A 22380-nucleotide genomic window follows, 5' to 3' on the forward strand; every position below is an offset into this window, starting at 1 on the left:
CAATGGTTCGCAGATGCTGTCCGCGGACTCAGCGTGTCACGTCGTGCTCGCAGCCATGCTCCGCGTCAGGCGTGGATTCTGCGCAGACCTCGGCGCGGGCCCACAGACTGTGCGCATCGATCTGCAGCCGGCTGAGCGCGCGATGCGCCTCGATCCGGGCTTCGGCCTCAGCGCGCACGGCCTCATCCTGCGCCCGCATCGACAGCAGCTTTTCCAACATTCCGATTTCACCCAACTGATAGGCACGGGCAGTCCTCAGTGCCTGCGCGTCGGCTGCCGCCGCGGCTGCCCGCTGCTGCTGCCACGCGGCCAGTGCGGCGCGGGCGTTGCTGCCATCGGCTTGCGCCGTTCCCGCCACCTGTTGCTCGATCTGCTGCAGCTGTGCCTGGGCTGCCTCAGCCATGCTGATGGCGCTGCTGGCTTGGGCACTGCGAAAGTGTCCGCCCAGCGGAATGCTCAAGCTCAGACCCAGCGCGTTTTCATCGCCGCGCGCTTCGCGCAAGGCATACAGACCGATCACTGGATCGCCGCGTCGGCTGGCGCGTGCATGATCGGCGCGCGCCCGGGCATAGTCGAGTTGGGCGCGCGCCAGACTGATCTCGTGGCTGTGCTCGCGAATATCGCGTTGCAGCTCACTGATCTGCGTGTCGGTCGCCTCAGGCTCAGGGACCATCACGGCGGCATCAACCGACATCCCCGGGAATTCGGTGGCGAGCAACAGGGCGTCCGTGCGGGCTTTGCCTTGTGCCTGCATCTGTTGCGCCTGCGCTTGGGCCAGGGCCATGTTCACTCGATCCAGATCCAGCGCCGAGGCGTCGCCGAGGCCCAGGCGCTTGCGGGTGGTGATCTGTTCCGATTCCAGGCGTTCTACCGCCAAGGACAGACCGCGCGCCTGAACACCGCTGAGCAGGGCATCGAACCAGCGCTGGTGCAGGGCCAACGCGATCTGATGGCGGGCGTCGGCCAAGGCCTCGACAGCGCTCTGCTCCAGGGCCACGGCCGAACTGCGATCCGCCCGGGCCTTGGCTGGCAGCCGCAGGCCGCGACTGATTCCGTATTCCCATTCGGCAAATCGGCCTGCGCCAGCAATATCGCGCTGTTGCAGGCGGGCGTTGATCGTGAACTCGTGCGGCCCCTGTCGCAGGGCCTGGGCATCGAAACGGCCGGCATCGCGCACGGCCTGGGCTTGTGCCACAGCGGGATGGGCATCGATCGCTGCCAGGGCTTCGGGCGGCGCTGGCAGATGGCTGCTGGCGGCCGCAACGGAAGCGCTCAGGAGCAGCGGGGCAAGGCTTCGCCACAGGATGCGGTTCATACAAAACTCCCGAATTCTTCCACTGGCTCGATCCACCAATGCACATGCGCGGCAGGTGTGGCCCTCCGCAGATCCTGCAACAACGTCTGGATGCGCTCGCCCGGCAAGACCATGAACAGCACGCAACGATCCACCCGACCGCGCACGCGCTCACGCACGCTGGCCACCGAGAAATCAGCGCCGTGACCAGTCGCTGACAGACTGGTGAAGCCCGGCAACGGCGGCTCCATGGCCAACAGCTGCTCGACCAGTTCGGTTTCGATGTCGGGCGGGTAGACCAGTGTCAGACGTTTCAGTCCGGACATGCTCATGTCGGCTCTCCATAGCGACGGAACAGCAGCGGCAACAGCAGCAACGTGAGCGGCGTGGCGCTGAGCAGGCCGCCGATCACCACGATAGCCAGCGGCCGCTGAATCTCACTGCCGGGGCCGGTGGCAAACAACAGCGGGACCAGACCCAGCGCCGTGATGCTGGCGGTCATCATCACCGGGCGCAGACGGCGGATGGCGCCTTCACGTACCGCCCGATGCAGAGACAATCCGGTAGCCCGCAGCTGCGAGAAATAGGCCACCATCACCAGCCCGTTGAGGACAGCGATGCCGAGCAGGGCGATGAAGCCCACTGACGCTGGCACTGACAGGTACTCGCCGGTCAGCCACAGGGCCATCAGGCCACCGACCAGGGCAAAAGGCACATTGGCCAGGATCAACAGAGCCGGGCGCAGCGCGCCAAAAGTGCTGAACAGGATCAGGAAGATGCCCGCCAAAGCCACTGGAACAACCAGTGCCAGTCGCGCTGCCGCACGCTGCTGGTTCTCGAACTGGCCACCCCAGACAACCCGGTACCCCGGCGGAAGCTGCATGCGTGTGGCCACCTGTTGCTGGGCGTCGGCCACGAATCCGACCAGATCCCGACCACTGACACCGCTCTGGATCACCGCAAATCGGCTGCCGTTCTCGCGGTCGATCTTGACCGGACCGTCCACGCGCTGGAACTGGACCACGCGACGCAGCGGAATCTGGCCACCGTCATCCAGGGTCATCACGCCGTCGAGGAAGCCGTTGACATCCGAACGTACCTGTTCGTTGCTGCGCACGATCAGTGGCACGCGCCTGCCGGCGTCAATCATCACACCAGCCGGCACGCCTTCCAGCCTGGAACGCAGTTCATCCTGGATGGCCAGCACGCTCAGACCCTCACTACTGGCACCGGCGCGATCGATCTCGGCCGAGAGATACTGCACGCCTTCATTGGCGACCAGAAACACATCCTCGCTGCCCGGCACACCCCGCAGGATCTGCGCCAGCTCCTGGGCCAGACTGCCGAGCTGGCGCAGATCGGGACCGAAAATCTTGACCGCGACATCGCCACGCGTGCCGGTGAGCATCTCGGAAACGCGCATCTCGATCGGCTGGGTAAAGCCATAGCTGACGCCAGGAAATTGATCCAGCACCTGCCGGATGCTCTCGATCAACGCCGATTTGTCTGGGGCTTGCCATTGCTCGCGCGGCTTGAGCTTGAGGAACATGTCGGTCTGATTGAGACTCATCGGATCAAAGCCCAACTCATCGGAACCCACCCGCGCCACCACATGTTCGATGTCGGGAATGCGTTCGAGGAGGGCTCTTTGCACCGACAGATCCAGCTCCTGCGAGGCTTCCAGCGTGATCGAAGGCAGCTTTTCCAACTGCACCAGCACATCACCTTCGTCCAGCGTGGGCAGGAAGGTCTTGCCCGTGGCCAGATAGGCGCCCACAGCCAGCCCAAAACCGAGCACGGCCACTGCCAGGGCGCGGCGCGGCTGCGCAAGACTGGCGTCCAGCACCGGCAGGTAGAGCGCATGCAATCGGCGCATCAACCACGGCTCCGGCCCCTGATGGGCCTTGAGCAGGAAAGAAGACAGCACCGGCACCACGGTCAGTGACAACAACAGCGAGGCAGCCAGCGCAAACACAATGGTCAGCGCCACCGGCGTGAACAGCTTGCCCTCCAGCCCCTGCAGCGTCAGCAGTGGCAGGAACACCAGAGCGATGATCAGCACGCCGGAGGCCACCGGCAGCGCAACTTCCTCCGTCGCCCGAAAGATCTGGTGCAGATGCGGAATCCGCGTTGACGCCTGCTCTGGCTGCAAGCGACACAGCGCGTTCTCGACCACCACCACGGCACCGTCGACCAGCAGGCCAATGGCAATCGCCAGACCGCCCAGGCTCATGAGGTTGGCACTGAGCCCGAAGGTACGCATCAACAAGAACGTGGCCAGGGCCGCCAGTGGCATCATCAGCGTCACCACCAGGGCAGCGCGGACGTCGCCGAGAAACAGCAGCAGCATGATGATCACCAGCACACTGGCTTCGATCAGCGCCCGCGACACCGTGCCGATGGCGCGATCCACGAGCACGCTGCGATCGTAGAAGGTCTCGATGCGCACACCGCTGGGCAGGCTGGGCTTGAGCTCCTCCAGGCGCGCCTGGACGGCCTGGATCAAGCTGCGCGCATTGGCGCCACGCAGCCCGATGACGATGCCTTGTACAGCTTCGCCGACGCCATCCCGCGTGACCGCGCCATAGCGCGTCAGACTGTCGATCCGGACATCAGCCACATCACCCAGGCGCAGTGACTGGCCGCGCGCATCCTTGAGCCGGATATCGCCCAGCTCGTCCATGCTGCGCAGCGCACCTTCGGTGCGCAGGATCAGTGTCTCCTCGCCCTCGATCAGGCGTCCGGCGCCGTCGTTGCGATGATTCATCTCGATGGCATCACGCAAATCGGCGGCGTGCAGACCGGCTTGCGCCATGGCGGCGGCTCTGGGCACCACCGCCACCGCTTCGGCGCGTCCGCCCAGTACGTTGACATCGGCAACTCCCGGAATGGTGCGCAGCATCGGCCGCAGCGTCCAGTCGAGCAGCCGCCGCCGCGCCGCCAAGTCCAGATCGCCCCCTTCGATGGTGAACATGAACAAGTCGCTGAGCGGCGTCGCAATCGGCGCGAGTCCGCCCTCTACACCCTCGGGCAGCAGTCCGCCGACATTGGCGAAGCGCTCCGCGACCTGTTGTCGCGCCCAATAGACGTCGGTACCTTCCTCGAAATCAATGGTCAGATCGGCGATGGCGTACTTGGCCATCGAGCGCAGCACCCGCTGACGCGGGATGCCGAGCAGTTCCATCTCGATCGGCGCCACCACCCGGGTCTCGACTTCTTCCGGGGTCATGCCCGGCGCCTTCAGGATCAGCTTGACCTGGGTGGGCGAGATATCTGGAAAGGCGTCGATGGGCAGACCCGAGAACGCCTGCCAGCCAGCGGCTATCAGCGCCAGGGTCAGTGCTGCGATCAGCAGCCGCTGCGCCAGCGAAAATTCGATCAGGCGGGCCAGCATCACGGCGCCTCGCGCAACAGCTTGAGCGCAGCAATCCCGCGAACAACCACCTGCGTACCTTCGGCCAGATCGGCGCGGACAATGACGCCGTCTGCATCCTGCTCGATGACTTCAACGGCCATCTCCTGGTAGCGCGTCGGCGCCAGAATCGCAAAGACACGGGCCTGATCGCCGTCGTACCACAATGCCCCGGGAGGCAAGCGCAGACTGCCTGGGGGGGCACTTGTGACCAGGCTTGCTGATTGACGCTCGCCGGCGCGCAATTCATCGGCTGCCGTGATTCGCGCGCGCACCAGTACGGTTTGGCTGGACGCATCCAGCACCGATCCCACCGCCACGACCTCTCCCCGGCCAGCACCGATCTGTACCGTATCTCCCGGTCGCACCGAGGCGCTGCGGGTGCCGGGCACCCGCAGCGTGGCGACCAGCTGGGAGGGATCGGCGATGACGAAGGCGACCGACCAGGCGGGCGCCATGCTGCTGAGCTCCGTTGCCCGCGCACTGATTTCACCGCTGATCGGGGCCAGCAGCGCAAATCGGCCAGGCCCCAGATGCCTGAGATCGGGCTGCGCCGCAGATGCGCCGCGAACCCGGGCCTGGGCTGCGTTGGCTTGCGCTTGACTGAGTTCGGCACGGCCGGCGGCGATGATGCCCTCAGCCAGCAGTTGCTCATCGCGGCGCGCCTGACGTTGTGCCTGATCCGCCTCGACAAGAGCCTGCTCCAGCTCGGCCCGGGCGCTGGCGTACTCTGCGCTGACAAATTCCGCCAGTACCTGCCCGCGTTCTACGCGGGCACCAAGGTCTGCCTGCACGGCGACAGCCTGCGCGGCGTAGGGCAAGGCCACCGCGCGCTGCGCCTCGGGTGCAATGGCCAGTTCGGCCTGCAGCTGGCTGATCGTGATCTTGCCGGCCGTGGTCACCGGCGCGCCGGCCACACCCAGAAGCTGCGCCTGTTCGCTGGCAATCTCGATCTGCGCCGAGGCGCAGATCGGCAGCACCAGCATCGAAGCGATCATGCATTGCCAGAACTTCATCGCTCACCCGTCTGTTGATGGTTCAGCGCAGAGCTTGCATGCGCAAGCTTTGGTTTTGCTTTGGTGCCTGGGTGTCAACCGTCAGGGATCCTCTGAACAGCTTCCGTGGCCGCGATGGTGGCTGCAAAGGTCGCCAGCATGGAGGGCGCCGCGCTGCGGCGGCGCTCTGGTGCATCAAGCAGGCCATAGCCCGAAAGCGCGCGAAGCGCTCTGCCGGAAACTGTGCGGAAATGCATGGGAGCCGCTGCGCGGCACTCTCACGCCGGTTCAGGGTCTCCACGACGCCGTCGGTAAAACTGGCGGTTTGCCACGATCACCCAAACCAGCCCTGCAGATACCAGCATTCGGGTTGGCGCAGGTCCTGGTAGACCCAGGCGCGGGCGCCGACGCTGAGCTGGAACTGCTCGCGGGCGGAAGCGCCGCCGACGGCAGCCATGGATACGCTGGCGTTGAGCGCCTGGCGCGAGCCGGCGTACAGGCGCTGCACATCGACGATCTCGGCCAGATAGTAATCGCGGCGCACATCGCCATCGTCCCACCAGCCGCTTTCGATGCGCTCGGCACTGGAGATCAGCACCACGCCGGCTATGTCGATGGGCAAGGGGTCGGGCAACAGATGATTGGGCCGTGCGGCATAGGGCGGCGTGCCTTCGGGCGGACGCAGCAGGGCAGGGCCTTCGGCGCTGGGGCGCCAGCGACTGGCGCGCTCGGGGCGGTGGTCGGCTATCCATTGCGGACGCAGCAGGGCGGCATCACCCAGCCGTGCACTCAGTCGTTCGATCAGGGTATTCAGACCCTGGGCGCTGTCACCCACTTCACCGAACAGATCCTGATGCCTGGGCACAAAGGTCGGCAGCCGCGCCACTTCCAGATGAATGCCCAGCACCGGGCGCGGAAAACGCATGCGCTCCAGGCGCGCGCGGGTCAGCGTGTACAGATGCTCGGGATCACGGCTGGCCTCGATCAAGCCCACTTCCAGTCGGCACAGATCACCGATGCTGCTGCGCAACTCGCTGCTGCGGCGGGCCGATTCCAGGGCGAAGCGCAGCATGAAGTGCTGCACGCCGCCATCGCGGGCGCTGAGCACGGCAGCCAGATCGCCGAGCATGCGCTTGAGCGGGAAGGCCAGGGCCTCGGTGCTGGCGCAGGGTGCCGGCAGTTCCAGCCAGGCATGGTAGCTGTCGGGCGGGCGATACAGTTCCAGGGCTTCGGGCAACTCGCCGCGCAGGCGCCCCAGATAATCGAGCGTACCCTGGCCAAAGCGCCGGGCGATGCCTGAGCGTGGCAGTTTGGCCAACTCGCCCAGGGTGCGGATGCCGGTGGCCTGCAGCGTGGCCACGGTGCGCGAATCCAGTGCGCTGTCACTGAGCGCAATCGGCGCCAGCAGATACAGCTGGCCGGAACGCGCCGGATCACGTCGCGCCACCTCGGCGCGCAGGCGCGCGGCCGCCGGCGTGGCGCCATAGCCAAACAGCGCCAGGAAACCGAGGGTGTCGAGGTCATTCTGCAAGGCTGTCTGCAAAGCTGCCTGGCCGCCAAAGAGTTTGCTGCTGCCGGCCAGCTCCAGCAGCAGCGCATCGTGGCCATCGAGACTGACCCGGCTGGTATAGCGATAGGCCCAGCAGGCCAGCCGCTCCAGCGCCTGACGCTCGGCCAGTCGGTCACGTCGATGAATCGTCAGGGCCGGCGCCAGCGCCTGCGCCGCCGCCAGACGTTGCCCCGGGCGCACGCCATGAGCCGCCGCAACCGCATCGGCCAGATGAATCTCGGCGCGCTGTTCCGGGCCATCGATGACCACCCGCGGCATTCCTGTGGGAGCGGCCTTTGTTCGCGATGCTTCTGCCTCCGGGAAGACCTCAGATCGCGGACGAAGTCCGCTCCCACAGGGTTCGCCGCCCACGCAGGCCCGATCAATCAGATCCAGTGCCAGCCGCGGCAGCGCGATGCACAGCCAGGCGTGGTCAGTCATGGCTGCGGGGAGCGGGGCAGGGGGCACGGGGCAGGGGAAAAGCTCGCAGGTTGGGGTCTTTGTCTTGCGTTGGTGGGTTCGGACTTGTCCGAACGCGGTTGCTCTCCTGGTATCCGGGCAGAAGTACTGCTTCTCGGGTGCCCTGGCAGAAGCGTCCGGACAAGTCCGGACCCACAACAGCGCGGGGGCGTACACCTCTCTGCTTTTCCCGTGCCCCGTGCCCCGTCTTCCCCCCGTGCCCCGTTCACGACACCCGCACCCTGAGTGGCTGGGCGCTGGAGCAGGGCAGGCCACGGGCCTTGAGCACGCTCAGGGGCGCGCGTGCCAATGGGCGATCGATGCGGATGCGCAGGGCCGCCGGTGAAACCTGTGCCTGCTGGGCGATGGGCCTGAACACCAGCGCCAGCGAACGACTGCCCTCGGCAGCCAGCGCCAGACGCCGCAGCGCGCGCTCATCGGCCTGCTCGGCCCAGAGCAGCACGCTGCAGGCGCTGCCGCAGCCGAGTATCTGTTCGCTGGCCCACAAGGCCTCGCGCTCATTGGCCGGCGCGATCAGCAGCACCCGATCCAGGGCCACACCGGCGCGGGCCAGCGCCGGAATATTGGGCGGGCAGGGCGGTCGCACATACACCAGGGTTTGCCCCAGTTGGCTGCGCCGGGCCAGCAGCGGCAACAGCAATTCGATCTCGCCCAGACCCAGTTGCGGCAGCAGGATTTCGCTCAGACGGCCAATCGGCCAACCCTGGCCCGGCAGTTGCGCATCCAGTTCGGCGCAGCCGGTGGCTTGCGTGGCCAGTTTCTGCTGCGAGCCACTGCGGGCGCGCCAGATGTCCTCGCGTTGCAGCAACTCCTGCGTGGACAGCGCAGTTGGCGCCAGACCCGATTCCAGCGAGGGAAGCAGTGTGGGCAGGGCATGCAATGCAGACATCGGAATTCCTCGTGGGTGGGTGTCTGCTACAGACTCGACAATCCGGTCTCAGCGGCTGCGACTGCAGCCCGCCGCTCACCAGCGCCGCAGCACCCCGACTGCCAGACCTTCCAGCGCAAAATCATCCCGCGCCGGATCCACCTCGATGGGCTGATAGGCCGGGTTCTCCGCGCACAGGCGCAGGCTTTCGCCATGGCGCTCCAGCCGCTTGACCGTGACCTCCTCACCCAGTCGCGCCACTACAATCTGACCCGATTCAGCGCTGGCGCTGCGATGCACCGCCAGCAGATCACCATCCATGATGCCGACATCGATCATGCTGTCGCCGCGTACGCGCAGCAGATAATCGGCCACTGGATGGAACACGCTGGCATCCAGCCGCACTTCTGATTCCACGTTCTCCACCGCCAGAATCGGACTGCCCGCCGCCACCTGACCGATCAGGGGCAGGGATCGGCTGCGCTGGCCGCCAACTGCGTCGGCATCCACGGTTGATTTCAGCACCCGGATGCCACGCGAACGCCCCGGCGCCATCGCGATCGCCCCCTTGCGCACCAGAGCCCGCAGATGTTCCTCGGCCGCATTGGCCGAGCGGAAGCCAAAGGCCGCAGCAATCTCGGCCCGCGTTGGTGGCGCCCCCGACTGACGCAATCGGGCGTCGATGAAGTCCAGTATCTGGCGCTGGCGTGGTGTCAGATCGTCTTTGCTCATAACTGTATATTCGTACAGTTCCGGCGAGCCGGCAAGCAGTCACCACGACTGTTCGCGATCGCGAACGAAAGACCGCGCAGTGCCGGCCACCTGGTTCGCCACAGGGAACGCGAACGTGCCGGGTGCCAGAGCGGCGATTTCGCACAGGATGGCAGAACTCGCACAAAAAAAACCTGCTGTGACAATGACTTGTGGAAACTTGCCGGGAGTGGGCTGGCCTCGACCAGGCCGCTGGCACAGTGGTTGCTGAGCACAGCCCTGTCTCCAAACTGTGTCCAGACCATGCCTGTCTTCCATCCCTTGCCTTCGCGGCATCGCCCCCTGTTGTGGATTTGCTTTGGGCTGCACCTGCTTGCAGCACTGCCCGCGCCAGCGCAACCCACCGCCTTCGATCCCGGCTTCTCAGGCAACGGTGAGTTGGAGAACCCATTTCCCACCCTGGCCACTCCCGTGCGGGACCGGGTATTTCAGCGCATGGGTCTGGACCATCAGCAGCGCATCCTGATCGCAGGTCGCGAGGAGACTCTTCCGGGCAACATCCGCAGTCTCTATGCCGGACGCCTGCTTGCCGACGGCAGCATTGACCCCACGTTCGCAACCTCCGGGCTTTATCAGTCCGAATGGGGTGATGACCTGTATGTGCGCGATCTGGCCGTGTTGCCGGATGGATCCGCCTATCTCTGCGCCAGTTCCGAATCGGCATCCTATCTGTTGCGATTCCTCGACAACGGTGCGCTCGATACGCAGTTCGTCGACCCTGTTGCACAGACCGCCGGTTACCTGCGTCTGGAACCCTTTGTGTGCGACTCCGTCGAGGTGCTTGCCGGGGGGCGTGTGCTGGTGGCCGCGAGCGAGCGCCTGGGGCCCAATCAATACCGAGCTGCCGTGCGCGTATTCCTGGCCTCCGGCGCTCCCGATCCGGGCTTTGCCGGCACCGGCGTGCAATACCTGAATCAGGGTCGATTGACGCTGGCGGCTGCGGAGCAGCCAGGGCGGGGCATCCTGGTGGCCACTTTGCCCTTCCTCGGCGGCCAACTGCAACTCATCCGGCTGAACATGGATGGCAGTCTGGATGACAGTTTCCAGCCGATTCTGGTGGAGGATGTCGATTCGACCGCCTTCAATGGCGGCGACGCCCTGGGCGTGCATCCCGACGGCCGAATTCGCCTGACCCTGCCACGCTACAACGAACCGCGCGTTTCCAACGAACTGTGGCCTCGCGACGGTGCTGCCCAGCCCGATGTGAATGGCTTTTTCACGCCGGCCAGCAGTCCAGCCGATCGCTTGAGCTTCGGCGCCGTCACCGAGGGGCCTGATGGTCGGACGCTGATCGGCAATGTGCTGCGCAAGGCGCCCGACAATTGCCGGCGTACCCAGCACTTCCAGCATCTGACCCGGCGCCTGTACGGCGTCAGTGGCTTTCAGTTGCCGGGAGACACCAGCTTTGCACCGCAGGAGGGGCAGTACGCCTGGTACCCGGTGCAACCGCTGTTCAACTTCAGCAACTGCAACGAAGGCGTCATCGCCTTCAGGGATGTGGCGCTGCAGCGCGATGGGCGGATTCTGATCCTCAGCAGCATTCAGCAAGACTGGCAGAAGCCGATGCTGACCCGCTTGCAGGGCAACGCCTTCGTCGCCGCACCCTGGGACGTCGCGCCAGCCGCAATGAGTTTTCCGGCAGCCAGCGACCGGCCTTACACCACGGTGACCTCGGATGTGGTGATCGTCGACGGCCTGGGGACTGATGTGCAGGTGCCCGCCTACGCGCTGGGTGCCTTGCTCAGTCTGAACTACGGACCTTATCGCGATGCACCCCTGTGGGTGAAGAACGGCGATGTGCTGCGCCTGCGCACCACGGCGCCAGCACAGTCGGGCCAGAGTCGAACGGCCAGCCTGTTCGTCGGCGGTATTCGTGGCAAGAACAGCTGGGCGAGTCTGGGAGATCGAGTGCAGGCAGACTTTGTCATCACCGCCAGTCAGCCCAGCCTGCCCGGTGCACGCTGCAGCGGAAGTGCCCTGAACAGCAACTGCAGTGCCGCCATTCCTGATCAGGGCAGCGTCGAGAGCAGCATCAATTTCGTCAATCCGGGCAATTGCAGCCATGTAGGCGGGGTGCGCGTCGGAGTCGATCTGGAGCACAGTTATCTGGGCGATCTGCGTCTGACCTTGACCGATCCCAACGGGCAGGTGTTCATCGGCGGCAGCGAAGGGATCGTGAGCCTGCTCAACCGCCCGCAGGCCAACGTCGCCGCCAGCGCCGGCAGTTGCGCGCTGGACGATCTGCTCGCCACCTTTGCCGATGATGCGCCGGTCGAGGCGCAGATCGGCTGTGGTCAGCCGCAGAGCCAGCCTGGCTTGTCGGGGACACTCAGCCCCAATACGCCACTGTCCGAGCTCTACGGCCGCCGCACGACGGGCAACGACGGTGCTGCCACCAGCGGATTGTGGCGCCTGAAGGTAGAGGACCTGGCGAGCGGCGATACCGGCCAGCTGCGTGATTGGTCACTGGATATCGAGTGTCTCAGCAGCGCTCCGGCGCTGTCGGATCTCAGCGTGGAAGTGACACCAGCAGCCGCCATCGTTGCCGGCGCTCCGGTCAACTTGAGCTGGACTGTCACCAATCTCGGACCATCACCGACCAGCAATGGCCGCTTCAGAGCCAGCTTGCCGAGCGGACTGCGAGATGCCATGGAGAATCCTGCCTGGGGCTGCAGCACCTCCGCCGGCGGTAGTTGCACCCCCGCGATCGGCTGTTTCGGCGCCTGCATCGGCAATGAAATCGACATCGGCTTGAGCTTGCCGGTCGGTGGCACCGCCACGGTCTTTGCGACCGGCACACTCACGCCGCTGGGCAGCGGCATGTTCAGTATCGGCGCGCGCGTCAGCACCCCCTTGGCCATCGGTGGCAGCCGCGACAACCATCCGGACAACGATCAGGTGCAGTTGCAAAGCCCGATCGAGCGCCGGACCGATCTGCAGATCAGCTCGATCAGTCACAGCTGGAATGGCGCCCAGCTCGAAGTCCGGGTGACGATCGCCAATACGGGCCCCAGCCTCGCCTCCGGGTTTTCAGCCAGTATTGACCTGCCCGATGGCCTGGATCTGCCGATGATCGGGTGCAATTGCCCCGCCAACATTGTTGTCGCTGCCGGTAATGTCGTGCAGCTCAGCGGCGGCGCCCTGCTGCCCGGCACCTCTACCGTCGAGCTCATCGCGCAGGCTGGCTGGAGTGGCGCCGGATCGCCGGGCACGGTGCAGGTGCAGGTCATGCCTGACAGTACCGCCATGGATCCCAACCCATCCGACAACCAGGCCAGCCAGGCCATCAGCGCGCCACCGCCGAGCGGCCCTCTGATCTTCAGCAACGGATTCGAGTAGTGCAGAGCGCCTGGCAGCCTTGACCGCTGTCAATCTGACTGATCCAGGTCTGTCTCATATTGCCATTCAGTGGCATATGCAGGGGGTGTTCCATGGACAGTTCTGCAAGATCAGTGGCGGGATGCGCGCTGGCGATGGCAATGGCATTGGTGACAATCTCGGCCGCCAGCGCTCAGGAGGTGGGCCAGTGGGTGCTGGGAGGCCGCGAAGAGCAGATCAGCGAGCCGCCGGACAACGCCAGGCCACATTGTCGCTGGAGCGGGGAGACGCGCGATCAGGGTGCCCGCTACTCGATGAGTTGTACCTCGCCAGTGTCGCAACAGACGGTTGTGACCAGCGGCCACGTGGCCTGGCACTTCGACGCGCGGCTGGATCGCCTGCTACCCGGACAGCTACTGGAAGGCAAGGGCGTTGTCGATAACACCAGCACGGCCTCGATCGGGCCGACCGCAAGCTGCACCCTGGCCTGGAATGCGGCGGGCTTCACGCGGGGCGAGATCGTCATCGCCGGCAAGGCCGGAAGCTGCAGCGGCAAGTTGACCGTGCCGCGACCCGGCATGCGCAGTGACGGCTCCCTGATCACGCAGAACCGCCTCTACCAGATCATGGAGTTCAGCAACGGTGCCAAGGTGACACGGGCATTGGTCTATGACTGGCGGACAACCCCGGTGACGCCACAGGGCTCTGCCCCCACCGAGCCAAAGCCGGATACGTCCAGTCCCGGGTCTGACGCTGTTGCGCCAGCTGATTTCTCCGGCCGCTGGGTGGTCGGCACCGAGGACCCGGCGCTGACCGAGGTCACCTGCGTCATCCATCAGGATGGCAATCGCGTGTACGTCGAGGGTCGTATGGTCTACAACCGCACCGAGGTGCTTTGGGAAGCCAGGGGTACCATCCGTGGACGGGAAATGGACACGGATCTGGTCTACACCAAACCCTATCCCGCCTGGGGCAACGCTGGCGACGGCAAATGGGTGATGACACTCTCGGAGGATGGCCAGACCCTGCGTGGCTGGTACCGCAATCGACTCGGCCAGACCGGCGAATCGCACTATATTCGAAGTCGCTGACGACATGGCCTTCAGGTTTGGCCGAGCTGGAAGAAAAGCTCGGTGACTGGGCATACCGCGGCCTGCTGCCGGGCACATCAACCGTCGAGGTCATCGCCCACAGGCCGCTGGTGCGGGCTGGCGCCGTCTGCATGTACCTTGGCGTGATCTGCTGATGACCCTTCCGCGGCATCCGACTACGCTTGCCTCCATCATCACGGCACGGCAGGAATACCTCGGATGGCAAACACTCAAAGGCAAGCAGTCGCCCTGGTCACCGGCGCTTCATCGGGCATGGGCAAGGCCTTCGCCCGCGCGCTGCTGGCAGATGGCATGGTCGTCTACGCCGCCGCCAGACGCATCGAGCAGATGACTGATCTGGCGGCCGAGGGTGCAATCACGGTGAAGATGGACATCACCCGCGACGACGAGGTCATCGCTGTCGCCGATCAGATCAAGTCTGCGCACGGCGCGGTCGATTTCCTGGTCAACAACGCTGGCTTCGGCCTGTATGGGGCCATGGAAGACACCGCCATCGCCGATGCCCGCTATCAGTTCGAGGTCAATCTCTTCGGCGTGGCCCGTCTGACCCAGTTGCTGCTGCCGGGCATGCGCGCCCGTCGATCCGGCCGGATCATCAACATCTCGTCGATGGGCGGCAAGGTCTACACGCCACTGGGCAGCTGGTATCACGCCACCAAGCACGCGCTCGAAGGCTGGTCTGATTGTCTGCGGCTGGAACTCGCGCCCTTCGATATCGATGTGGTCATCATCGAACCGGGCGCCATCCGCACCGAGTTCGGCGATGTCATGGTCGGGCCCATGCTGGAGCGCTCCGGCAACAGCGCCTATGGGCCGATGGCGCAAGCCATGGCCAGGGTGACGCGCAGTGCCTACGAACGCGGCGATTCCTCGCCACCCGAGGTCATCGTCGACCTGCTGCGCAAGGCCGTGCGTGCCCGCCGACCGTCCACCCGCTATGTCGCCGGCAAGTACGCCCGGCCGATGATGTTCATCCGCAAATGGTGCGGTGATCGCATCTTTGATCGCATCATGGTGTCAATGCTGCGCTGAGGACTTGGCCGTGAAACAGGCCCTGCGATTCACCGTTGCCCGCGGCTGGGCGTTGCTCATTCGTGACATGGGACTGAGCCCGGCAACAGTACTCACGCTGGCCGGGTTGCCGGCGGATCTGTTCGCGCGTGCGGAAGCCAGTCTGAGTGCCGCCCAGTATTTCGACCTCTGGCGAGGGTTGGAACAGGCCGCCGCCGATCAGGAGCTGCCACTGCTGATCGCTCGCACGCTGTCGGTTGAGACTTTCTCGCCGCCGATCTTCGCCTGTCTCTGCAGTGCCAACCTCAATCAGGCCTTGCAACGGCTGTCGGCGTTCAAACGCCTGATCGGGCCGCTGACGCTGAGCGTGGAGTTGCACCGCAGCCATACCCGCGCCGAGATCGGCTGCTACGGCCACGACGGACGCTTGCCTCGTAGTCTGGAGGCCACGGAACTGGTGTTCCTGACGCAGCTGGCCCGCTTGGCGACGCGCCAGCGCATCCACCCGATGAGCGTTCAGCTCACCGAATTGCCGCCTGACATCCAGCCCTACGAGCATTTCTTCGGAACTACCCCGGTCCTGGGTGCCACCGCCTGCGTCAGCTTCGCCGCTGACGATGCAAGGCGGCCTTTCCTGACCGAGGACACCACCATGTGGCGGTTCTTCGAAACCAACCTGCGTCGGCGGCTATCGGATGTCGATGCCACTGCCAGCATCAGCGAACGCATTCATGCGGTATTGCTGGCCATGCTTCCAGCTGGCCTGAGCTCCATCGAAGAGGCGGCAAGGCGGTTGGCGATCAGCCCGCGCAGCCTGCAGCGGCTTCTGCAACGGGAATCGGTGAACTACCAGGATGTGCTCAATCACACCCGCAGAGAGTTGGCTCACCACTATCTGGCGCGCTCATCGATGAGTCTCGGCGAGATTGCCTACCTGCTCGGTTACCGCGATGGCAACTCCTTCACCCGCGCCTTCAAGCAATGGACGGGTGCGACCCCAGGTGCCTATCGAAGCACCGAACAGGCCGGAATGCCGGCCTGACCGAGAGGCAATTGAACGCGACTCAGGCTTGCCTGGAGAGCATCGCCGGGGTGAACAGCACCACCCGATTCCTGCCCTGATGCTTGGCCTCATACAGCGCGTTATCGGCCTGCGTGATCAGTACCTCGCGGGTATATGACTCGACCAGATTGCTGTCGCCGCTGATGCCCAGACTGATGGTCATGGGAATCACGGTGTTGGCGTAGGCCACTGGTGCCGCGGCCACTGCTTCACGAATTCTCTCCGCCATCGATTGCGCCTGCTGCTGGTCTGTCTGCGGCATGATGATGCCGAACTCCTCGCCGCCGTAGCGGCAGAGCACGTCACCTTCGCGGATGTGCTCCTTGATGACGACAGCCAGATGCACCAGGGCGGCGTCGCCGGCCAGATGACCGTGGGTATCGTTGAGCCGCTTGAAATGATCCACATCCAGCAGGATCAGCGACAGCGGCGCATTGCCGCGCTGATGCCGCCGCAGTTCCTCATCCATGCGGCTCAGAAAATAGTGCTTGTTGTAGATCTGCAGTGCCTTGTCCAGTTGCGCCTGACAGTAAAGCTCTTCGTAATAGGGCTGTTCTGGACTGTCGGCGGCTATGAACTTCAAGCGGCTGTCGCCGATGCCGATCAGATCCTGATCCTTGAGCGTGACCTCCTCGATCTGCTGTGAATTGACGAAGGTGCCGTTGGTGCTGTCGAGGTCAGCCAGCACGAATTGCTCGTCATTCAGACGCCGGACCAGGGCATGGCGTCTGGACACGCCTGCTCTGGCCAGACGCACGTCCACATCGTCGGCCCGGCCGATGATCATCTCGTCCTTGTGCAACAGAAACTTGTTGCCGGTGCCGGCCCCTCGCACCACCACCAGACAAGCGGTCCACAGCGTGTTGTCCACGAGCTGACCGCCGTCAGGAATGGTGAATGTGGTCTGGTCGGAAGTCATGGCTGAAGAATCCACAAGGCAGGTTCGCCTGGCAATGGTAGCAAAGCTGCCCGCACTCAAAGGCCGCGCGATTCGAGCGTTGCAGCGTCGGCCGGGCGATCGGCGGCTCGCAGGGATTTCGCGTAATCGGCAATCAAATCCGGCAATTGCGGATTGTCCTGACGTTTGGAGCCGCCAGCGGTTTCCAGGATCTCCAAAGCTTCGGCGTAGTAGGGCAACGCATCCACGGCGCGATTCTGGTCGCGCAGGCAGTTGGCCAGACTCCAGCGGGCGAGGGCGCCGGCAAATCCGGGTTTGCCATCCATGGGGAAGATGGCGACGGCCCGGCGCAGCACGAGCTCGGCCTCTGGGTAACGCTGCAGCCCGTCACTCAAGACCCAGCCGAGGTTGTTCAGGGCCTCGCCCACCCACTGGTGGCTGGGGCCGACTGCAGCTTCGTAAACTGCCACCAGCCGACGGAACACACCCTCGGCTTCCTGCCACTGGCCCTGATTGGCAAGCAGCATGCCCAGACTCTGCAAGCCGCGGCTGAGACTGATGTGGGTAGGCCCCAGTGAGGTCTCGACCATGGCGAGACCGGTGCGTAGCTCCTGCGCGGCTTGCTCGGCCTTGCCCTGCGCCGCATAGACATTGCCGAGTGCGAAGTGACTCTCGGCGATCAATGGATGATCGGGCGCGTAGACCTTGCGCTTGATCGCCAGGCTGCGCAGATACAGCGCCTGCGCCTCGGCATTGCGCCCCTCGCGGCCGTAGAGATCGCCCAGCAGATCCAGGCTGAGTGCCACCAGGAAGTGGTCCGGACCCAGTGCCGATTCGCGGATCTTCAGCGCCCGCGACAGAAAGGGCTCGGCTTCCTGGTAGCGCTCCTGGTTGTTCAACAGATAGCCCAGATGCGAGAGATTGGCGGCCACATCCGGGTGGTCGGGGCCTAGGGCGGATTCGCGAATGGCCAGCGCACTGCGGTACAGGGATTCCGCTTCGTCAGACTTTCCCAGCAGAAAGCAGGTCAGGCCCAGCTGCATCCGTGCTTCGGCCAGATCCGGACTGGCCGGTCCCAGGCTGCGTTCCAGAATGGCGACGGCCTGGCGCTGCAGGGGCTCGGCCTCCTGATAGCGTCCTGCGCGGTTGTACAGCGTACCGAGGGCGTTGAGACTGCGGCCCACGTCCGGGTGCTGGTCCCCGAGTGCGGCGCGGCGCGCTGCCAGTGCCGCCTCTTCCAGCGGCACGGCTTCGGCATAGAGCCCGAGATTCTGATAGACGCCGCCCATGGTCCGCATCAGACGCGCCCGGACGATGGGTTGATCCTGCAGTTCGACCTGGATGCGGTGGGCGGCCTGATCCAGCAATTCACGGGCAGTGACGGTGTTTCCCCGGGCCTCGCCGGGATCCGAAACTTCAAAGACCCGAGTCAGAAAGGACGACACCTGCCGCGCCGCCTCGGCTTCTCGGGCGGCCTTGATCATGCCGACCGAGGTGCCGACGATGCCCAGAATCAAGGCCACGAGCACCATGGCCGCCGCAGCCACCGCGAGCCGATGCCGGCGCACGAACTTGCCGGCGCGATAGCGGAAAGTCGGGGGCCTGGCCTCCACCGGCTGGTTGGCCAGAAAGCGGTTCAGATCGGCCGCCAGTTCCGCCACCGAGGCATAGCGCTGATCGCGATCCTCGGCGATGGCCTTGGTCACGATCCAGTCCAGATCAGCGCGCAGGTGCTCGGCCAGCTCACTCTTGCTCATGCGCCGTTCTTCGGCGATGGCCCGAACCCGGGTTTCCTCCAGCCCCGAAATGCGCACGGTCAATCGCTTGGACTCAGGCCGGCGGCCGCTGGCATTGAGCTTGACCAGGGCAGCGCCGGAGACATCATGGGGGCGCACACCCACCAGCAATTCATAAAGCACGATGCCCAGCGAATAGACGTCGGTGCGCGTATCCAGATCCGAGTTGGCCGCGAAGGCCTCGGGGCTCATGTAGGAGGGTGTGCCGATGGCGCCAGCACCGGTGAGTTCGGCCTCGTCGCCCAGCGGCTGATCCACCGCCTTGGCGATGCCGAAATCGATGACCTTGGGCACGGCCTGGCCGTCGATTTCGGCCACCAGCAGATTGCTGGGCTTGAGGTCGCGGTGGATCAATCCCTTTTGATGGGCGTGGTGCACGCCCTGGCAGATCTGCACGAACATCGCCACCCGTTCGCGGATGTCCAGACGCTTCAGATTGCAGTAATCGACAAAAGCCTTGCCGGGCATGTATTCCATCGCGAAGTAGGGAAAGCCATCGCGGGTGGTACCGGCCTCGTAGAGTTGTGCCACATTCGGGTGCGAAAGCCGCGCCATGGCCTGGCGTTCGGCGGTGAATCTCGCCAGCGCCATCGGGCTGCGCAGACTGGCATGCACCAGTTTCAGGGCGACCTGACGCTTGACGGGCTCGCTCTGCTCGGCCAGATAGACCGCACCCATGCCGCCTTCGCCGAGCAGCCGCAGAATTCTGAAGGGGCCGATCTGTTCGGGATGCTTGAAGGCCGGCTCATCGTCAGCCTCCCGCGGCGGGAGCTCGTCCAGTTTCTTGGTGGGCTTGCCTGCGTCGGTCGACAGCGCGTCCAGGTTGACGGCGGTGACCATCGGACAGGGTTCGGTTTCCTGCTCCGCCGAGGCATCGCCATCATCGCCCGACGCCCGTCCACGGACCGTGGGATCTTCGGCAGAAGCAGCACCCAGACCCAGATCGGTGGTCGCGTCTACACTTCCGCTTCCGCGCGGGCGAGCTGCAGTCATCGGCTGGCGCTTCGAAAAAGCTGCACCGGCAAGCACTTCAATGCGGTTGCGAATGCCATGCCGTCTTCATCGGGGCGGTTGAGTCACGCCGCTGCCGCCGCCCGGACAAATCCCTCGTCCATCAATAGCGTCGTAGCCGTTGCCGTCGATGTCATAGTCGAAATCCGAGCCCGCGGGCCGACCGTCACCATAGATGGCGCTGGCGATGGCGTAACAGTAATTTCTCGGGGCATAGGGAGTCAGCCGTCCTACCGAGACATCGGACCCAATCTGGCGGAAATTGAACACGATCTCGTTCGACAGCACCTCGCGACCCATCAGACTGGCATCGACGGCACTGACGACGCCATCGCCGTTCATGTCCACCACGGTGTCCAGATAGTCAAGCCGGTTGGAGACCGAGTTCCAGACCGGCGCCACCACGAAGGCACGTAGTTCGACGATCGACTCATCATTCGGCGTGCTGCTGTCGTACGGCGTTGGTGGACCACCGTCCACTCGCTGGACTTGCGCGCCGCTACAGTCGATCGGCTCGCCAAGGCTGTTCAGTGTCACGGTACCCACACAGGGATCCTGGATACGGATGTGCGAGAACAGGAAACGGGGCACGATCAGGGTCGAGGTGATACTGGTTCTGCCCAAGGTGTCCGACAACTCGTAGCCCACCGCGTTGGTCAATCCGGCCAGATTCCGCGCTTGCCTGGGAAATACCGGGGTCCAGCCGTTGGCCAGATCTGTCATGACGATACCGACGCCGACATTGGACAGGACGACCAGACCCGGAAAATCGTCATCTGCGCCAAACTGGACGCCGTCCGCGACTGGCGTCTGCTGCGCGCCTCCACCCGGGTTGCCCTTGGGCAAAGGCCCGCCGAACTCGGGCCTCAGGGCAAAGCGCGTTGCGGGATCGTGGCTGTCCGGCGCGCTGTCGATGTTGTCCACGGCCCCGGAGAAATCGCCCGGATCGGGATAAAAATCGAGGATGAACTCATCACGCGGAACCGGCGGCGGCGGCACCGAAAATGACCATTGTCCATCTGGATTGTCGAAGACAATGGCGGCACCCTGGCCGACTTCGGCAAAAACCCAGCTCCGCACCTCAAAGCGCTGTTCGCCATACATTCTGCCTATACCCTGCATCTCATCGCCTTTGACGGACGCACGAAAGATCAGCGGCCAGCCAGCCCGGAACTGAATCGACGTGGAGCCGTTGGCGGGATCACTCAGCGGCGACAGCTGTTCCAGCAGAACCAGAGGTGGCGGTTCGGGCGGCGTGCCGGCAGCGCAGCCGATCACATTGGTCTCCAATCCATCGCAGAACACCAGGGGACCAAAACCGCTGGCTGCCTTGAGTGAGCTGTTCGTGCCGGGTGAACGCAACCACTGCGCGCTGGCACCAGTGGGCACACCCGTCAGAATCGCGCCGCACAGCGTCAATGCTGTCAGCAAGCAACTCGGGGTGCGGCTCACAAGAAGCTGCTCGGGAATTTCATGCATCGATGGACTCGCTGGCGCAGGCTGACGTCGAGGCCAGTGTATCAATTGCGCCAGTCGCCTGAGCGACGAAAGGCAATCGCAGATGTGAGCTTCTTGTGTAGAGCCTCCCTGGGAGCAGGGCACCGGATGCCGCGCTGATGCACCCGGCGAGCGCATCCCGCGTCGATAGGAAAAGCTGGCGCCCTTGGGACGAGTCCTTTGATTGCGAACTCCTTGAATCTGAATGGCCGGCGAGGTTTGCACCTCGCCGTTCAGTCCTCAATCTGCACGCGGTGGACCCGAACCGCGGTCGCCCGAGGAACGACAGGCTTGCCCCGATGTTTCAGGTGCGCGCGCACGAAGGCAGCGCCGAACAGCAGAATCCACGACGAGTAGTTGACCCATATCAGCAACATCACCAAGGACCCGGCCGCACCGTAAGCTGATGCTGCCGCAGAGCGCGCCAGATAGGCAGAGATCAGCGCGCGGCCCAGGGTGAAGAGCAGGGCAGTGATGAATGCACCGAGCAGTACGTCGCGAAAGCTCAGCACAACTTCCGGAAGCACTCTGAAGATAGCCGCGAAGAGCAGCGTGACGATGAGCAGTGACACGCCGAAATCAGCCCATAAGAGGACCAGTTCGTTCAGCGGCAGCCAGTCCTGGGCAAATACGATGACAGCGCGCACCACCACACTCAGCAACAACGACACCAGCAACACGAAGCCGATGGCCAGCAGGATAGTCAGCGACAGCAAGCGACTGAGCAACAGTCGCAGAATGCCGCTTCGATCGGGTTTGGGGGCGACATCCCAGATGGCATTGAGGGCATTCTGCATCTGGGTGAACACGGTGGTCGCGCCGACCAGGATCAGGGAGAACCCAAGCACGGTGGCCCAGGTGCCTTTGGTGTCGACTCTGGCGCTGAGCACCGCCGCTTGAACGAATTCCGCGGCCCGGACACCGATGGCGTCCTGCAGCTCGGCCATGATCTGACCCGAAGCGGCTTCGGGCCCCAGCACCACGCCGACCACGGCCACGGCAACGATCACCACCGGTGCGATCGAGAACACCGTGAAGAAGGCCAGCGCTGCGGCGTAGACGAAAGCCTGTGCAGCAGTCCAATAACCGACGGCATCGCGCAGGATTTGGTAGGTGCTGATCAGAAAGTTCATGGTTCCAGTATGGCTTTGGATCGCGCAGATTGTTCGATCCGATGAACAGAGTGGGTGATGCGGGCTCGAACAGGCCGGCCTGCTTGTCCGCTGTGGTGTATCCTTGAATTGACATAATACACATTAGGCGCACTTGTATGATCCAAGCGACGGCTTGAGACTCGGCACCAAC

Annotated in this window: 16 protein-coding genes; 5 read left to right on the top strand and 11 right to left on the bottom strand. The window is 64.4% G+C overall.

Going from position 1 to position 22380, the window contains the following annotated elements:
• Positions 1-28: 28 nt before the first annotated feature.
• The 7 genes from H7A19_13180 to lexA all read right to left on the bottom strand — a co-directional run bounded on the left by H7A19_13180 (position 29) and on the right by lexA (position 9330).
• Positions 29-1315 carry a TolC family protein gene (locus H7A19_13180; protein MCP5475781.1) on the bottom strand — a complete coding sequence of 429 codons (1287 nt, stop codon included), beginning with the start codon at positions 1313-1315 and terminating at the stop codon, positions 29-31.
• The gene (locus H7A19_13185; protein MCP5475782.1) at positions 1312-1626 is read right to left on the bottom strand and encodes a DUF3240 family protein; all 315 of its coding nucleotides are present in this window, start codon (positions 1624-1626) and stop codon (positions 1312-1314) included. Before H7A19_13185 ends, H7A19_13180 begins: the two co-directional genes overlap by 4 nt.
• The gene (locus H7A19_13190) at positions 1623-4688 is read right to left on the bottom strand and encodes an efflux RND transporter permease subunit (protein MCP5475783.1); all 3066 of its coding nucleotides are present in this window, start codon (positions 4686-4688) and stop codon (positions 1623-1625) included. Before H7A19_13190 ends, H7A19_13185 begins: the two co-directional genes overlap by 4 nt.
• On the bottom strand, positions 4688-5722 hold the full coding sequence (locus tag H7A19_13195; GenBank protein MCP5475784.1) for an efflux RND transporter periplasmic adaptor subunit: 1035 nt from the start codon (positions 5720-5722) through the stop codon (positions 4688-4690). Before H7A19_13195 ends, H7A19_13190 begins: the two co-directional genes overlap by 1 nt.
• A 313-nt stretch (positions 5723-6035) precedes the next feature.
• Entirely contained in the window at positions 6036-7520 is a 1485-nt protein-coding gene (locus tag H7A19_13200) for a DNA polymerase Y family protein (protein ID MCP5475785.1), read from the bottom strand.
• Between the two features lie 415 nt (positions 7521-7935).
• On the bottom strand, positions 7936-8619 hold the full coding sequence (gene imuA, locus H7A19_13205; GenBank protein ID MCP5475786.1) for a translesion DNA synthesis-associated protein ImuA: 684 nt from the start codon (positions 8617-8619) through the stop codon (positions 7936-7938).
• 75 nt (positions 8620-8694) lie between these two features.
• Positions 8695-9330 (bottom strand): transcriptional repressor LexA, encoded by a 636-nt coding sequence (gene lexA / locus H7A19_13210; protein ID MCP5475787.1) that lies wholly within the window; start codon positions 9328-9330, stop codon positions 8695-8697.
• A 282-nt stretch (positions 9331-9612) separates the two neighbouring features.
• On the opposite strand from lexA, the gene H7A19_13215 reads away from it, so the two are divergent.
• The 5 genes from H7A19_13215 (at position 9613) to H7A19_13235 (ending at position 15852) form a co-directional block, all read left to right on the top strand.
• A complete protein-coding gene (locus H7A19_13215; GenBank protein ID MCP5475788.1) occupies positions 9613-12708 on the top strand; it encodes a hypothetical protein in 3096 nt (1031 codons plus the stop codon).
• Positions 12709-12848: 140 nt separating this feature from the next.
• Positions 12849-13778 (top strand): hypothetical protein, encoded by a 930-nt coding sequence (locus tag H7A19_13220; GenBank protein ID MCP5475789.1) that lies wholly within the window; start codon positions 12849-12851, stop codon positions 13776-13778.
• A gap of 17 nt (positions 13779-13795) precedes the next feature.
• Positions 13796-13933: a hypothetical protein gene (locus tag H7A19_13225; protein ID MCP5475790.1), complete on the top strand. Its 138-nt coding sequence runs from the start codon at positions 13796-13798 to the stop codon at positions 13931-13933.
• Between the two features lie 64 nt (positions 13934-13997).
• Positions 13998-14831: an SDR family NAD(P)-dependent oxidoreductase gene (locus H7A19_13230; protein MCP5475791.1), complete on the top strand. Its 834-nt coding sequence runs from the start codon at positions 13998-14000 to the stop codon at positions 14829-14831.
• Between the two features lie 67 nt (positions 14832-14898).
• Positions 14899-15852, top strand: a complete 954-nt coding sequence (locus tag H7A19_13235) for an AraC family transcriptional regulator ligand-binding domain-containing protein (protein ID MCP5475792.1) — start codon at positions 14899-14901, stop codon at positions 15850-15852.
• A gap of 22 nt (positions 15853-15874) precedes the next feature.
• Here the strand turns inward: H7A19_13235 and H7A19_13240 are convergent, their stop codons facing one another.
• The 4 genes from H7A19_13240 to H7A19_13255 form a co-directional block, all read right to left on the bottom strand.
• Positions 15875-16792 carry a GGDEF domain-containing protein gene (locus H7A19_13240; protein MCP5475793.1) on the bottom strand — a complete coding sequence of 306 codons (918 nt, stop codon included), beginning with the start codon at positions 16790-16792 and terminating at the stop codon, positions 15875-15877.
• 56 nt (positions 16793-16848) lie between these two features.
• A complete protein-coding gene (locus tag H7A19_13245; GenBank protein ID MCP5475794.1) occupies positions 16849-19560 on the bottom strand; it encodes a serine/threonine protein kinase in 2712 nt (903 codons plus the stop codon).
• A 66-nt stretch (positions 19561-19626) separates the two neighbouring features.
• Complete coding sequence (locus H7A19_13250) at positions 19627-21030, bottom strand: hypothetical protein (protein MCP5475795.1); 1404 nt, start codon at positions 21028-21030, stop codon at positions 19627-19629.
• Positions 21031-21308: 278 nt separating this feature from the next.
• Positions 21309-22208, bottom strand: a complete 900-nt coding sequence (locus tag H7A19_13255) for a YihY/virulence factor BrkB family protein (protein ID MCP5475796.1) — start codon at positions 22206-22208, stop codon at positions 21309-21311.
• Positions 22209-22380: the final 172 nt, after the last annotated feature.

The sequence above is a fragment of the Rhodanobacteraceae bacterium genome, from assembly GCA_024234055.1.
In the GTDB taxonomy this organism is placed as follows: Bacteria; Pseudomonadota; Gammaproteobacteria; order Xanthomonadales; family SZUA-5; genus JADKFD01.

Coding starts and splice junctions, on each gene's coding strand:
- H7A19_13180 (MCP5475781.1), bottom strand. CDS start 1,315: ATGAACCGCATCCTGTGGCGAAGCCTTGCCCCGCTGCTCCTGAGCGCT.
- H7A19_13185 (MCP5475782.1), bottom strand. CDS start 1,626: ATGAGCATGTCCGGACTGAAACGTCTGACACTGGTCTACCCGCCCGAC.
- H7A19_13190 (MCP5475783.1), bottom strand. CDS start 4,688: ATGCTGGCCCGCCTGATCGAATTTTCGCTGGCGCAGCGGCTGCTGATC.
- H7A19_13195 (MCP5475784.1), bottom strand. CDS start 5,722: ATGAAGTTCTGGCAATGCATGATCGCTTCGATGCTGGTGCTGCCGATC.
- imuA (MCP5475786.1), bottom strand. CDS start 8,619: ATGTCTGCATTGCATGCCCTGCCCACACTGCTTCCCTCGCTGGAATCG.
- lexA (MCP5475787.1), bottom strand. CDS start 9,330: ATGAGCAAAGACGATCTGACACCACGCCAGCGCCAGATACTGGACTTC.
- H7A19_13215 (MCP5475788.1), top strand. CDS start 9,613: ATGCCTGTCTTCCATCCCTTGCCTTCGCGGCATCGCCCCCTGTTGTGG.
- H7A19_13220 (MCP5475789.1), top strand. CDS start 12,849: ATGGCATTGGTGACAATCTCGGCCGCCAGCGCTCAGGAGGTGGGCCAG.
- H7A19_13230 (MCP5475791.1), top strand. CDS start 13,998: ATGGCAAACACTCAAAGGCAAGCAGTCGCCCTGGTCACCGGCGCTTCA.
- H7A19_13235 (MCP5475792.1), top strand. CDS start 14,899: ATGGGACTGAGCCCGGCAACAGTACTCACGCTGGCCGGGTTGCCGGCG.
- H7A19_13240 (MCP5475793.1), bottom strand. CDS start 16,792: ATGACTTCCGACCAGACCACATTCACCATTCCTGACGGCGGTCAGCTC.
- H7A19_13245 (MCP5475794.1), bottom strand. CDS start 19,560: ATGACTGCAGCTCGCCCGCGCGGAAGCGGAAGTGTAGACGCGACCACC.
- H7A19_13255 (MCP5475796.1), bottom strand. CDS start 22,208: ATGAACTTTCTGATCAGCACCTACCAAATCCTGCGCGATGCCGTCGGT.